The organism is Flammeovirga sp. SJP92 (genome assembly GCF_001583495.1).
Lineage (GTDB): Bacteria > Bacteroidota > Bacteroidia > Cytophagales > Flammeovirgaceae > Flammeovirga.
This window is the reverse complement of sequence record NZ_LQAQ01000099.1, coordinates 199,941-214,045: the sequence shown is the minus strand read 5'-3', so window position 1 is coordinate 214,045 and position 14,105 is coordinate 199,941. Positions and strand designations below refer to the sequence as shown.

Sequence of the window (14,105 nt, the reverse complement as noted above, 5' to 3'; positions counted from 1 at the left end):
TTTTTTATCTTTAAGCTAAACTCCATTCATTATGACTTACCAACGCAACCGCCTGCTTTATTTTATTTATATCGTCATCGTAATCGGCTTAGGCCTTTTATCAAGAACACGTATCACTCCTGAGTTTATCTATCCCTACTTAGGAGATTTTTTCTATGCCGTAATGTTCTATTTTATCATCGCCTTCCTACTCTATAAAAGCCCATCGAAAACGGTATTGATCATCAGTGTATTGATTTGTTACCTGATCGAACTACAACAAATCTTGGATTATGATTGGCTGGTCGCCATCCGAAAAACGACTATTGGCAGTTTGACCTTGGGACACGGATTTCTTTGGAGTGATATGGTGAGTTATACTTTTGGTGGAATTGTGGCTTATTGGGTGGAGTATTTTGTTTTGAGGAAGGTTTAAGTGATACATGTGTTAAATCCACTGGCGCAAGTGTTAAGCCGGAGGCGTCACTTGTGTCTATATTTTGAAGGAGTCTGTTGACTCCCTACCTCACAAGCCATTAGGTTTACAAGGGAAAAGGTTTAGAAAATTTGAACTTCCCATCATATCTGTTCCTTCGTTATGTAAACTAGGAAGTCGGGAGACTTTTCCGATTGTTAGAGTCAGAGAAATATTTATTCATTTGTCATAATGATTATTGAATAAATTCGGGCTCTTATTTATCACAAACTATTGAATTAAAATGAAAACTAGTAAAATACTTTTTTTGGCTCTTCTTTTTTTATACGCATGCAATCAGCCCCAAAGTGAAAAAACAGAAGTGGTAATAGCTGAAACTAAAGTGGAGCCTCAACCTCAGAAAAAAGAGAAAGTAAGTGTTGAGGTGCCTAAAGATACAATCACCAAAGCGAAGGTGAAAACTCAAGTTTCAAAGGAAAAAGTAATCGTCGAACCTGACTGTATCTTCGATGATGATATAAAAGAGATCACTACAAAATGGGCAAATCAGTTAGGATATAAATCTTTCCAATGGGATAGTTTAAGGAATCATATTGCTGTTGCTCGAGATCAAGATAGTTTGTTTTTAAGCCAAGGTGGATGTTATCATTTCAATACTTCTGTAATCCTCAAAACAACATCTAACATTGGTCTTGATAGTATGGATTATTGGATTGAAGAATCTATAAAACTAGCAAAGGAAACAGGTTTTAAAGACTATGAAAGCTCATTGTCAGACTCTTCCTACAGCATTGAAAATCATTCCGCTTCTCAAAAAATAATACTCATTAATGTTGAGGATGCTATGGAAAACATGGTTTACAATGGAATAGTATTGAAAAAGGAAAACGATGTAATTGAGATTTCTATTTCGGAGTATATCAATTAGTGAAGTACTGGTACAAGTGTTAAGCCGGAGTCTTAGATTATTCTGAATAAGATATTATTAGTTTCGTTATTGGATCTTTTTTACTGATACTACAATCCTTATTTCGGGTTTTAGTTTGAAAGACAATGTTCCAAGTGGTGTTCAAAACTTTATTTACAATTTAACTGAGGAGTTATTTGGAAGTTTACTACGAGCGGTATTTCATGCGAATGAAGTTAAAGACGGAAAAATAAAGCCACAATAAACAAACGATTAAAGAAGCAATACCAATAACTTGTAGATTACAATGATATGAAAAACTTTATTTATATATTTTTGTTTACGCTATTTCCACTGTCTTTATTCAGTCAGGTTGATGAAATCATATTACAGAGACCTGAAATGAACGGAGCTGTAAAAAAAATTATAAGAATCAATAAAGACTCTGTTCAAACAAGAAGTTATATTTTAGATTCATTGATTACAGAACAAAATATTACAGATACTTGCAAACCCAACTTTGACGAAATAGTCCGAATGGCAATGTTAATAGAAAAAGATACTATAATTCAATATTATTTTAGAGACCCAGGTTATGATAATGACACCTTTATCATTTCCTTATATGAGAAAGGTCATAGAATTCGACAAATTACAAAGATTTTAGTTTTTGATTCTGAGAAAAGTGAAAAACCAAACATCGACAATGATCTGATATTGATCCGTAATATCTTTCTATCTTATTGTATTAATCTATCACGTCAGGAACTTCTAAAACGACTTCCAAAAGATTATAAGTAGTAATTTGGAGTGCGAACTACAAGTACCGCCCCCTGGCGCAAGTGTTAAGCCAGAGGCGTCACTTGTGTCTATATTTTGAAGGAGTCTGTAGACTCCCTACCCCACAAAACATTAGGTTTACAAGGGAAAAGATTTGTAAAATTTGATTATTCTAAATTATCTGTTCCTGCGTTATGTTGATTCGGAAGTCGGGAGACTTTTCCGATTGTTAGACACAAGTGACGCCTATCGGCTTAACACTTGCGCCAAAGAAGGAAGAGAGAGGCTCTTTCCCCTATACATGGGAAAGGATTTCCCATATAGAAGGGACACCTTTTCCCATTACTATGAGACCATCTTTCCCATGAGAATGGGACAACTCCTTCCACTAGGAAACAAAAATACTTTAACCTTTAACAGTGAGTGAAAGGAGAAAAATTAACTGATTCTACAAATGTAATACCTGTTATATTTTCAGCTTTTAGAGCTTTAACTACTTTTTCAGAAAAATAAAAATGTTCATCAAAATGTCCTATCCTAAAAATATTATACTTATTGATATCAAAACCTTCAATAAAGGAAAAGCCATTTTTAGGTATTAACTGTTTGAATATATCTACACTACATATTTCTTTGTCAATATTTATCATGTTTTTTCTACTTGGTTCTAAATTTTCATTTAACACTTCAAACTCATCTAACATGTTTTCGCATAAAATGAAATTTGTTTTTCTATAATCGATTTTTGTGGTCAAATCCCCATTGAAGAACATAAATTTATATCCTTTTAAATTTTCATCTCCAATGATGTCTACAAATTGAACCTGATGAGAATCAAACCTTTCACAAATAGAATAGAATTTTTCACTAACCAGTAAACCATGAAAACTCAAGCTACCAATATCTAAAACATCTGTTTTGACTTTTGTTTTTACATAGTTAATACTATCTATGAAACTAAATTCTACTTCCTTATATATATCTTTTTTTAGTAGTTTTTCATCACCAAAGTCTACTTGTGCCTGAAACCCATATTCAGCATCATTAATACCTTTATAATACTTCATTATTTTATTTTTTATCCCCCCAGCTAGCATAAGTGTTAAGCCGGAGATATTACTTATGCCTATATCTTTAAAGAGTATATTGACTCTCCTCTCCACAAATTAATGGTCAATATTCTTTGATAAAAGGATTTATATAATTTGTAATTCTATCATGAATATTTTTTGATCTGTTGACTCGGAAGTCTGGAGACTTTTCCGATTGTTAGGCACAAGTGACGCCTATCGGCTTAACACTTGCGCCAGGGGGATTGTAACAGAAAAAGCCCCGAATTTGCATTCGAGGCTAGGTGTTTTGTGCTGATTTTATATGTTGCTTTTTTAACTTAGAATCTAAGATTAAGTTTTTATTGTCTAAAAATCTTTTTCACTGTGATCTCATTGCCACTGTAGATTCGAACAAAAAACTGAGTTCCTGGTGCGTCTACATTGATTTTTAATTCATCTGAATTCAAAGCTTCTCCGCTGTAAGTAGAAAGTAATTGCCCTGATTCATCAATTAGTTCCACTTTAGAAGCATTTGTGCCTTTTAAATCTACAGTCACTGACGTGGTAAATGGATTTGGGTAGACTGTTTGTGCTTGCTGTGTTTGAACTTGAGCTTGTGTTGCTACAGCATTAGCAGGTGCTTCAATATGGAAATGTGACCATCCAAATAACCCAACGTAACGGATTACCCACTCTCCATTGATGGCGGGAGGAATGTCTTGGCTGTATTTGTTTGTAAAGTCAACGCCATTGATTTCTAATAATTCAACATTCCATGAATTAATAATTGGGAAAGATTCTGTAGCGACCCAGCAGAAGTCTCCGGCTCCGTTTTGAACAAAAGGAACTGAAATTGGTGTTGGATTGGCACATGCTTCCCACGGATCTACAGTAATCGTGACAGTGTCTTGAGAAGATGCTCCTTCATTGTCTGTGACCAATAAAACTACATTATACGAACCTGCTGTTGTGAAGGTATGACTCACTTCTACTCCTGTTTCTGTTGTACCGTTGCCAAAATCCCAAGCGTAACTTGCAATACTTCCGTCTGCATCTGAAGAAGCCGATGCATTGAAGTTAACTGTTAGAGGTTCTGTTCCTGAAACGGGATCTGCCGAAATCATGGCAACTGGAGGAAGGTTTGGATTATTAGGGTCGTTGACAACAATATTTACTGAAGTCATGTCTGATGCTCCATTCTCATCTGTTACTTTAAGCTGTACTGCGTAAGTTCCTTTTTCTGTAAAAACCTTTGTAACGTTCACACCTGTGGCAATGCTGTCTCCGAAATTCCATTCATAACTCGCTATAGTACCATCAGGATCTGAAGAAGTGCTTCCATCAAAAGTAACGAGTAAAGGAACATCACCTGAAGTTGGTGTAGCAGTGATAGAAGCTGTTGGTGATTGGTTTACACTGCCTTCTCCGTACACTTCAAACTCAAACAATGAGTATCCCCAACGCGTTCCTCTCTGCACTCCATACATACGAACATAACGTGCAGGTTCCGCTGGAAAAATAATATCATCTTCTCCACCATCTCCACTATTTTCTGTATAAACAGTAGTCCAAGTCGTTGCGTCATCACTCAACTGAATTTCATAACGCTGACCAAAAGCGGTTTCCCAGAAAAGTTTCACTTGGCTTACTTGGTAAGTAGCTCCAAGATCTACATAATACCATGTTGGGTCTTCATAAGCACTTGACCAACGTGTATTATAATCTCCATCAGTTGCAAAAATAGGATCTGCTGTTGAGGTTCCAGGTTCGTTGGAAGAACTATAAACGGTTGTTCGGAAAAGTGCTAAGTTTCCCGTTCCTGGTTCTCTTACTGCAATGTTGAATTCAGAAATAGCCGTCAAACCACCTTCGTCTGCCACTTCAATGACCACCGTTGCTTCACCAATCATTTCTGGTGTAAAACTTAACCCTACTTGGTTTTCACTATTAATACTCACAGTGACTAAATCAGGGTTTGAATTGCTTTTTACACTAAAAGTCAAAGCTCCATTATCAGGATCATTGGCGATTGAATCTAGATCCACATAATTGCCCACAGGATCTGCATTTTTATAAAACAAACCGTTATCGATTTTATTAATGGTTGGAAAACGATTCCTTCCTGCTTCAATCTGTATATCAGGGTAATCTTTAATGCTTTCCATCAAGGCTACCATGTTCGTTCTGTAAGGTTCAATTTGCCCTTTTTCACCATACCATTGCCAAGACATAGCTCCTGCATAACCCGAATTGTACAACAAATCATGATAGGTTTGCCAAGCAATTCCTTTTGCATCAAGAGGGTAGAATTCCCCTACTAAAATAGGTTTGTCTAGTTCCCAATAAGAAGCAGGATGATGCATCACAGAAATTTCATTGTTCATCCAGTCATAATAATGCATTTGATAGAAATCCAATGTTCCTAAACTATCTCCGCCTGCAGCGATTAATTCCTCATCACTGTAGTAGTTTTTGTAAATAGGATTTTGGCTGTTGTAAATGTCAGTTCCTGCATACATAGACCAAGTACCATTGGTCACTTGTGCCTCTGGATCAACTCTGTGAATTGCCCCCGTACAACGGTTTACAAACCTTTGGATAACGCTCATAGGTACATGTCGAGTATGTGACCAGCCAAACTCATCACTCATTCCCTCTGGCTCGTTGAAAATCTCCCAAGCACCTACAGCTGGATGATCTTTGAAAGCTTCTACCATAGGGATCAAAGCATTATCAATATACGCCTGTACATTGGCCTCTTCCGTCAGAATTTTATGGCCTTGTTCAGAAACTTCAAGCGGATAATCTCTATTATTCAACATATCAAACGACCACAAGCTCATCACCAAAACAATGTTATGGTTATAGGCTAGGTTCAGCACAGCACGCATATCATCAATATGACTTTCTTCCAGTCCTGTACATTTACCATTTCCGTCTAGGTTGGGATTGTTGGCACCATTAATATGAATCCAGAGACGCATAGAGTTACCTCCTGCATTTTCGAAGTCTGTAAATACCTCATCGAAGTAATCGAAGTTTGTTGCACCCGGCCCGAAATCATTGGCAAATTGATCCCAAGCGAGGTTGCCCCCATTCATAAAGATTTTTGTTTTTGTTCCGTCAGATTTTTCTACAATTAAGCGGTTCTCTTGAGCATTCGCAAAAAAAGCAATGCACAATAAGCTAAGCGTTATAATTCTTTTCATAGTTAGATAGATTTACTATTTAGTTAGTGTTCATTATTTAATTAAGTACATGACCGGAATAGAGCTCATTTATTTAATTGGTAAGTACCTAAGGTTTTAAAAAGATAATTTTTAGCATGCTAAATACATTGTAAACTAAATTATCGTCCACTTTCAATCGACATTTCTACAAGCTTTCTATGATCTACTTTCAAGCTTCTTTCTTGTCTTGAAGCAAAAAAATCAAGGCTTAGAAGTCTCGAAAATATTCGAAAACCTAGTTTACAGTGCACTAAATTATTGGAATGAAGGTATATCGATTTAAAAGTAAAATCAATCAATGTCATAATAGTGCAGTATTAGAAACGCCATATCTGAGGGTGATTTTAAATTTTTCCACCTATTTAAAAATTTCCACCATTAGTTTTACAGCATTTCCATACTTTGTCCATTGTACATTTATCTGTTTTATTCTGCATAATGTTATAGTGACTCGTATTGAAAAAGTAAAATAGATTCTATTCAAGATAATAATGGTTAGTTTAGAATACATTGTTAGCTAAACTATTGTCAACTTTTAATCAATCTTTCCATAAGACTTTTTTGGGTCTACTTCCAAGATTCCTTCTTCTTCAACTTTGTCTTTACATCAAAACGAAACAAGTAAAAAGCTCATCAGCGATAGTAATATTCATGCCTTATAAATGGCAGAAAACACCTGATTTATATGCACTTTAAATATTCATAAACTTAGTTTACATTCTTGCTAGCTGTAATTAAAAAATTGTATCTTTAAAAAGAGCAAATGGTGTATATAAAATAAACGATTTCAATGAAACTAAGCTTAAGCAGACTAGAGTTATCCGCAACCATCAATTGGGGTAGAAAACATCTTACTTCTATTCTCAAAAAGACTTTACCTCTTTTGGGGATTGGAACCATCATCAGTTTGACGGCTATTCCTTACCCCATTTTTGAAACCTGGATCAAGGGTTTTACTTTTTTTGGTATTCCGTCACTATTGTATTTTGGCTCCTCAGCCATTCTTTATTTATCAAAAAGTAAATCAAAAATACGATGCACCAATGAGGAATTGTATATTCAAAATGGCAAAGAGGAATTTAGAATACCCACTCAACAAATTGCTCAGTTTTATTTAAAGTATAATTCCGCTAAAACGAGAAATTCAGATCAGGCAAAAGTAGATTTGATGTTGCTCACTAAAGACAGTCAAGAATATGATTGTTTCAATGGAAAAGGGCTTCCCGCAATGGACGGAAGGGAACTAGAAGATAGCCTTCAGCAATTTTTGGGAATAGAAGATTATTATGTGGAAGGGGAATACCAAGTGAAGGGACATCAAAAAGAAAGTTTAATTGAAAGCGATCTTCCTAAAGGTGAAAGTGTTGGTCAAATACTTTCCTTTGGTACAGAAGAAGGGATTATTCTCAAAAAGTTTCAATATAACTGGGACCATAGTTCACCTGATCAAATGTTTTGGGTAGAAACAGGAGAAACACTTTCTATTCTTTATAAAAAGGAAGAATTGTACCATAAAGAATTTAAGGTCAATACCACTTTATTTTTTAGAGAGATTGGCCTGGCAAACACTATTTCGTGGGAAGAACTGCCTCACATTTTTCATTATAAAGACGAGCTGTTTGAGCTGATTGAAGAAAATTCTGGGCGTTTCTTAAGTAGTTACGCTGAAAAGAAAGAGATTCCTGTGCAACAAAAACTGTATCAAAACCTTCAGAATAAACAGCTCTTCAGGATTGTACTTTATGCTGATCTTACTATTGAAATTTCTAAAAGCTAAGCAATGAATATTATTGAAACTAGAAATGGTGGGTATCTTTTTACTTTAAAAGGTAAACTTTCTAAAACATTACAAGATGAATATAAAAAGAGATTGAAGGAAGAGGAAAATAGAGATGAAAACTCTTCTTTTTTAATACTTATGCTTTTAATGATCTTTCCGGTAGTACTAATACACCCTATATTATTTTCCTTTATTCCAATCTCTTTAATTTCTTATTATTTTGGAAATCGTCTTTACATTAAAAAGAAAGAAGAAACTATTAAAGTAAATATCTTTGAGGGTAGTTTTGCTATAAATGTCCATATTAACAAGTCTCACTTCTTTAAACATTTTGACTCCAATAATATAGAACAACTTTACATCAGAAAAATAGAACAGAACAAGTATTGTCTATGTCTGATAATAAAACACCCGATTAGACAGCAAATTGCTTTAATCACTGGAAATGAAGATAAACTTGCAGAACTAGTCGATTTGAAAAATAAAATCCATAACTACTTTGATATCCAAGAAGATGAGCTAGAAGGTGAATTCAATTATGAGAAACTTGAATTACCTAAAAGGAAAAGGCAGTACTTTAATCTTTTCCATCAAGATATCAATGATATTCGATTAAACAGTGTCATTCATTTGAAAGGAAATGATCATCATATCACTAAAATAAATCAACTGGATTGGAAAAATGGCATGGTCTCTTATCAATTTACGCTTGAAACTGAAGAGGCACTATTTTATCATTCTTCTCCTGCAGAGCGACTTTTATTTCTAGAAAAAGAAATGACTGACATAAATGCTATTGGATTGAACCCCTGTCAGACAGAGCTTGAGGGATTGGATAAAATACTCTATCATAAGGGAACCAATTTCTACCAAACAGAACAAAACAAAGGAAAACTTTTTGAGGGTAAAACACTCCTTCATGACCATGTTCTTCAACTCCTTTATGAAAATAAAGAAAAGCAACGATTCTTAAGAATCTTTGTATTGGACGGTGATACCAAAGCAATGCTAGGGGAAATTGTTGAAGAGCATCAATTGCAGGAGATTTTGCCTGAAACAGAAGAATGGAATTAGAATTATTATTTTGATTAAATAATTAAACCAATAGATGAAAATTATTAAAGACAACCAACAAGTAATTATCAAAATAAATTGGGGGCAGGAATACTTAAAGAAAATTGCACTTCAAACATTATTGGTCTTCCCAAGTGTTTTTATTATTCAGCTTTTTTTCTCAGGAATTTTCCCTTTTACGTTTTCTGCATGGATAATTATTTCATCAATTTTATTTGCAATTGCTCTATATATTCAATATCTGAATTATGGTTCATCAAATTTAATATGTACGGGAGAAGAATTATGGATTTATAATGAAGAGTCAAGGTATTCAATTCCTACTTCTAGAATCGCTCAATTTTATTTAAAACATACTTCTAGTTCTTCGGGTATTAATGTCTTTTTGAAAACCATTGAGGATTCTGAAATAGATTGTTTTCGAGGGAACCACCTTCACCCTAAAAAAGCTTTAGAAATTGAGAACACATTAGAAAAGTTTTTAGGAATTGAAGACTATTATGTGGAAGGTGAATACCAAGTTGCAGGACACCAAAAGAAAGAACTTCAGGAAAGGCAACTAGCGGATATTCAACCGAAAGGGGACATTTTTTCTACTCCTTTGATAGAAGGATTGATAGAAAATGAATTTCAGTTTGAATGGAATGATGGTGAAATTGATCATGTCTACTGGGTTCATGATGGTAAGCAATTGAATACCGTTTACCAAAGTAATTTGGATACTCACATCGAAGAAAAATTAAATAAGGTATTGTTTTTCAATAAAATTGACATGGACCACAATACTCGTTTTGACCAATTGCCATACAGCTTTACGCTAGAGGGAGATCATTATCGATTAGAGCAAGATAAGAGTGGGCTTTTCTTTAATAAACATGCCGAGAAAAATAAAGTCCATGCAGATCAAAAGATGTACCTTTCCCCTAGTGAGCATCATTCCAAAACGATTAGAATCTGTCTTTTTTCTAAGATCAATCTTGAAATTTCTAAAGGTATAAGTTATTAAATATGAATATTTTTGAAACACGAAGAAGTGATGGATTTATCATATCACTCAAAAGTTTTCTTTCCAAGAAACTTATATTAGAAGGACTGAAGCAAAACATATCTCTTTACCTCGAAAATGATTTGAGTATTCTTTTTGGTGCAGTGATTTTTCTTCCTTTCACACTTCTCATCGGACTGCCCGCTTTTATATTAGGCGTTGTTGCCATCATCGCTTATCCCATTTATAAGTACACCTCACTTTCACGAAAGACAGCATTGGTTACAATTGCTATTTCGAGTCAGAACATCATTGTCAAAAGCAAACTGTTCAATTACGACTTTAAAGTGGTCTTTTATCCAAATGAACTAGAACAGCTGTTTGTACTTGAAGAGGAAGGAAATTCATTTTGCCTTTACTTTATCATTGAAAGCAATAGGGAAAGGTTCAAGTATCCCATTATGTTAGGAGATAAGGAGAAACTTCCAGAATATCACGACGTCATTAAAGCAATTCATGACTATTATAATATTCATACAGCAGGGCTTATTGGAGCTGTTGAGCTAGAAGAAAAGGTGCAACCCAAAAGAAAAAGAGAGTACTTCAAGATTTTTGATCAAGAGGTGGAGGATATCCGCAGAAACGGGGTAATTACAGTCCTTGGCAACGATTACTATATCAGTGACGATGAACAAATAGATTGGATCAACGGTCTTTCTTCTTACCGCTTCAAAATGGACGACAACCTCTTTTTGTACTACCAACCTTCTCTGACAGATCAATTATTCATCAAAGAAAAAAATGTCTCTTATATCTATGATCTTGAATTATATTCTTTTGATGATGAGCTTGTAGACATTCAACCTAGCTTAACGATCAATGGAATAACCTATTACCATAGAGATAGTAATGAAGGAGAATATTTTGTGAATAACCAACTGACCGATGAAGTGCTACATCAAGTGATGTATGAAGATGAATCAAGGGAAAACTTTTTAAGGTTTTATACTGTCAATCGCAGACTTCAAACCGCTATGGGAAGCACAGTACAAGAACATCAATTGCAGGAATTTCTACCGGAGATTGAATAATAAAATAAGAATCTATTGGTGCAAGTTTTGAGCTAGAATTTACCGGATTATTACCATGATTGAAGTCATAGGTTTATGGGTAGGTGTTCTAGATTTTGTTGTCGAAACTGAAAGAGTTAATCATCAAGAATTTGGATAAAAGAAATAGTGTAACTGAATAAGTAATTGTTCAGCTTGAACTATCCGTACACTATCCACCGTACACACCGTACGCTATTCACCGTACTGTATGTACACTATACAGCGTACGGTGTGTACGGTGAATAGTGTACATACAATACAAGTTTCTCATTGTTCTTTTAGATACTCCTGAACAATGACAACAAAGGTTAGAATATACACATGATAATCCTATCAAAGCTGGTATAGTAAAAGATGCCGTGGATTACTTCTACTCTAGTGCTTCTAACTATCATGGAATGAAATTTAATCTTTTGGAAGTCGATATTTTGGGGTGAATAATTTGATTGTGTTTTAAGTTACAAACTCAAACTGCGGGAAAAAATAACCCAATCCAAATGGGATAGATTGGATTGTTTTTTTTGTTTTAAGTTCGGAAACTTAAACAATAATATAGTTCGTAATGACGCTATCGCTTAACATTACGAACAGTGAAGGGTTGAAACATGAGATATTACCACTTTTCCATCTTTACCTACGAACTGTGGAGAGTAGACTTAAGTTAACTCCTTACACCATAATACGTAAATACAAGTATAAAATCCCTATTTTAGATAAAAATCAGTCCATTCATCTAACATCCAAAGCCCTTTCATTTCTTCAATTAATAGAATATTTTCATTTTTAAAAATTACTTCAATTTCTAAATTGAAATTTGATTCCTTTTTCATCACATTCAATTCTAATAATAGAAAAACAAATCTATTACTAGATCTATTAAGAATTGGAACAAAAAATTCACTCTCTTTCCAATTTACCAGATTTTGGGAATCAAATTTATTATTCAAATTACCATTTGAAATATTCATTTCTATGAATGATAAAAGTTTATTATTGAACTTTTTTTTATAGCTTGACGAAGCTATTGATAAAAAATGATTTAATGATTTCTTTTGATTTTTTGTAAAGTCTTGTCTACCAGACTCTAGCTCATACCAAAAATTCATTTTTTCTCCCAACCAAGGAATTAACACTTTATCTACTGATGATAAACTATAATCATCAAACCTTTCTAGTCTCATTTTGCTAAAACCTGTTTTTTCTGAATTAGTTATTTGTTCTTCATCACCTGTAAATTTACTATCACTGGCGCAAGTGTTAAGCCGGAGGCGTCACTTGTGTCTATATTTGGAAGGAGTCTGTTGACTCCCTACTCCACAAATTAATAGTCAATATTTATGGATGAAAGGGTTTATGGAATAGGTAGTTACATCATGAATATTTTTTGGTTCTGTTGACTCGGAAGTCTGGAGACTTATCCGATTATTAGACACAAGTGACGCCTGTCGGCTTAACACTTGCGCCAGGGGGGAAATTACTGTTGTTGAACCATGAGATATTGCCACTTTTCCATCTTTACCTACGAACTGTGGGGAAATTAAACTCAAAATGGTGTATTTAAATAGTATGTATCGCAATTACTATCAATTGAAAATAAGTTTTTATATCGATCTAAAGGTAGATCAATATAAGATTCCTTTGAAATATAAATATTCGAAGGTTTTAACTCTTCACATTCTTGATTTAAAATTTCGATTTCAAATAACTTCTTTTCTAAAAGAAAATATTCTTTGTAAAATACCATCTTACCAGTACCTGTTGTTGAGGCATCACCTCTATAATATTCTTTAATATAAATACCATTTAGGTTGGTATATATTTGATTAGTTCTAATTAGCTCAGATATAATTAAATTAAAACCTAAAATCCCAAATGTTGACAGGAAAAGAAGAATGCAAATATTAATACCTAAAATAAATTTTGCTAAAAAAATTAAGACCTTATTTGTAAAAATAAAAGGTAAATGGGAAGCTATAAAAAAACATAAAAGAACACTGATAATATTAAGAAAATCACTTTTCCATGAAAAAGAATAGAAGAATAAAGTCACAGAAATTAAACAAAAAATAAAAATGCAAAACAAAGCGATTCTATAATAAAATTGTTGCAAAACATTTTTCTTTATAAAGAAAATCGCCAGGTGAGATATCCATAAAAAAGTTAACACTATAATTGCCATATTATCTAATAGTCGTAGAATGATTATCTATATTTGGAAGGAGTCTGTTGACTCCCCAATCCACAAATTAACGGTCAATAGTTATTGATAAAAGGATTTATGGATTTTGTAATTCCATTGTGAATGTTTTTGGCTCTGTTGACTCGGAAGTCTGGAGACTTTTCCGACTGTTAGATACAAGTATAAGCCTAACACTTGCGCCATTAAGTAGAAACCCTTTCCCCTATACATGGGAAAGGGTTTCCCATGTATAGGGGACACCTTTTCCCATTACTATGAGACAGTCTTTCCCATGAGTATGGGACAACTTCTTCTTGTAGATGCACCACAGTACATCCTACTATGTACACGATGTAAGTCCTAGCACTTGCATTGCTTTCAATGCATAATAACGGCAAAATGATCTGATTTTATTCGGAATACTGGCTTATTTCAAATCACATTTTAATGGTGATTGTAATATACAAACAAGCCAATCTACGTGAGGGTAGATTGGCTTGTGTTTTTTTGTTTTAAGTTCGGAAACTTAAACAATGATATAGTTCGTAATGACGCCTGAAGGCTTAACATTACGAGCAGTGAGGGGGGAAA

The 14,105-nt window shown here is 34.0% G+C and carries 11 protein-coding genes; 7 read left to right on the top strand and 4 right to left on the bottom strand.

Features of this window, described 5'->3' with window-relative positions; all coding sequences use genetic code 11:
- Positions 1-31 precede the first annotated feature (31 nt).
- From AVL50_RS26030 to AVL50_RS26020, 3 genes are all read left to right on the top strand, one after another.
- The gene (locus AVL50_RS26030) at positions 32-415 is read left to right on the top strand and encodes a DUF2809 domain-containing protein (protein WP_062619930.1); all 384 of its coding nucleotides are present in this window, start codon (positions 32-34) and stop codon (positions 413-415) included.
- Between the two features lie 283 nt (positions 416-698).
- Positions 699-1,343 (top strand): hypothetical protein, encoded by a 645-nt coding sequence (locus AVL50_RS26025; RefSeq protein ID WP_062619928.1) that lies wholly within the window; start codon positions 699-701, stop codon positions 1,341-1,343.
- Positions 1,344-1,634: 291 nt separating this feature from the next.
- Entirely contained in the window at positions 1,635-2,123 is a 489-nt protein-coding gene (locus AVL50_RS26020) for a hypothetical protein (RefSeq protein ID WP_062619926.1), read from the top strand.
- A gap of 392 nt (positions 2,124-2,515) precedes the next feature.
- Here the strand turns inward: AVL50_RS26020 and AVL50_RS26015 are convergent, their stop codons facing one another.
- Positions 2,516-3,265, bottom strand: a complete 750-nt coding sequence (locus tag AVL50_RS26015; protein WP_157491558.1) for a hypothetical protein — start codon at positions 3,263-3,265, stop codon at positions 2,516-2,518.
- 248 nt (positions 3,266-3,513) lie between these two features.
- Positions 3,514-6,363 carry a PKD domain-containing protein gene (locus AVL50_RS26010; protein WP_062619922.1) on the bottom strand — a complete coding sequence of 950 codons (2,850 nt, stop codon included), beginning with the start codon at positions 6,361-6,363 and terminating at the stop codon, positions 3,514-3,516.
- Positions 6,364-7,174: 811 nt separating this feature from the next.
- Between AVL50_RS26010 and AVL50_RS26005 the strand changes: the two genes are divergently transcribed.
- The 4 genes from AVL50_RS26005 to AVL50_RS25990 are packed head-to-tail and all read left to right on the top strand — an operon-like array spanning position 7,175 to position 11,314.
- Positions 7,175-8,161 (top strand): hypothetical protein, encoded by a 987-nt coding sequence (locus tag AVL50_RS26005; RefSeq protein ID WP_062619920.1) that lies wholly within the window; start codon positions 7,175-7,177, stop codon positions 8,159-8,161.
- A 3-nt stretch (positions 8,162-8,164) separates the two neighbouring features.
- Positions 8,165-9,238 (top strand): hypothetical protein, encoded by a 1,074-nt coding sequence (locus AVL50_RS26000; protein ID WP_062619918.1) that lies wholly within the window; start codon positions 8,165-8,167, stop codon positions 9,236-9,238.
- Positions 9,239-9,272: 34 nt separating this feature from the next.
- Positions 9,273-10,244, top strand: a complete 972-nt coding sequence (locus AVL50_RS25995; RefSeq protein ID WP_062619916.1) for a hypothetical protein — start codon at positions 9,273-9,275, stop codon at positions 10,242-10,244.
- A gap of 2 nt (positions 10,245-10,246) precedes the next feature.
- Entirely contained in the window at positions 10,247-11,314 is a 1,068-nt protein-coding gene (locus AVL50_RS25990) for a hypothetical protein (protein ID WP_062619914.1), read from the top strand.
- A 725-nt stretch (positions 11,315-12,039) separates the two neighbouring features.
- Here the strand turns inward: AVL50_RS25990 and AVL50_RS25985 are convergent.
- Both AVL50_RS25985 and AVL50_RS25980 read right to left on the bottom strand, forming a co-directional pair.
- Entirely contained in the window at positions 12,040-12,516 is a 477-nt protein-coding gene (locus tag AVL50_RS25985; protein ID WP_062619912.1) for a hypothetical protein, read from the bottom strand.
- A gap of 362 nt (positions 12,517-12,878) precedes the next feature.
- A complete protein-coding gene (locus tag AVL50_RS25980; protein ID WP_157491555.1) occupies positions 12,879-13,514 on the bottom strand; it encodes a hypothetical protein in 636 nt (211 codons plus the stop codon).
- Positions 13,515-14,105: the final 591 nt, after the last annotated feature.

Excerpts from the sequence above, each read along its gene's own strand:
- AVL50_RS25985 (WP_062619912.1), bottom strand. The coding sequence starts at position 12,516 with ATGAGACTAGAAAGGTTTGATGATTATAGTTTATCATCAGTAGATAAA.
- AVL50_RS26010 (WP_062619922.1), bottom strand. The coding sequence starts at position 6,363 with ATGAAAAGAATTATAACGCTTAGCTTATTGTGCATTGCTTTTTTTGCG.
- AVL50_RS26020 (WP_062619926.1), top strand. The coding sequence starts at position 1,635 with ATGAAAAACTTTATTTATATATTTTTGTTTACGCTATTTCCACTGTCT.
- AVL50_RS25990 (WP_062619914.1), top strand. The coding sequence starts at position 10,247 with ATGAATATTTTTGAAACACGAAGAAGTGATGGATTTATCATATCACTC.
- AVL50_RS26030 (WP_062619930.1), top strand. The coding sequence starts at position 32 with ATGACTTACCAACGCAACCGCCTGCTTTATTTTATTTATATCGTCATC.
- AVL50_RS25980 (WP_157491555.1), bottom strand. The coding sequence starts at position 13,514 with ATGGCAATTATAGTGTTAACTTTTTTATGGATATCTCACCTGGCGATT.
- AVL50_RS26025 (WP_062619928.1), top strand. The coding sequence starts at position 699 with ATGAAAACTAGTAAAATACTTTTTTTGGCTCTTCTTTTTTTATACGCA.
- AVL50_RS25995 (WP_062619916.1), top strand. The coding sequence starts at position 9,273 with ATGAAAATTATTAAAGACAACCAACAAGTAATTATCAAAATAAATTGG.
- AVL50_RS26000 (WP_062619918.1), top strand. The coding sequence starts at position 8,165 with ATGAATATTATTGAAACTAGAAATGGTGGGTATCTTTTTACTTTAAAA.
- AVL50_RS26005 (WP_062619920.1), top strand. The coding sequence starts at position 7,175 with ATGAAACTAAGCTTAAGCAGACTAGAGTTATCCGCAACCATCAATTGG.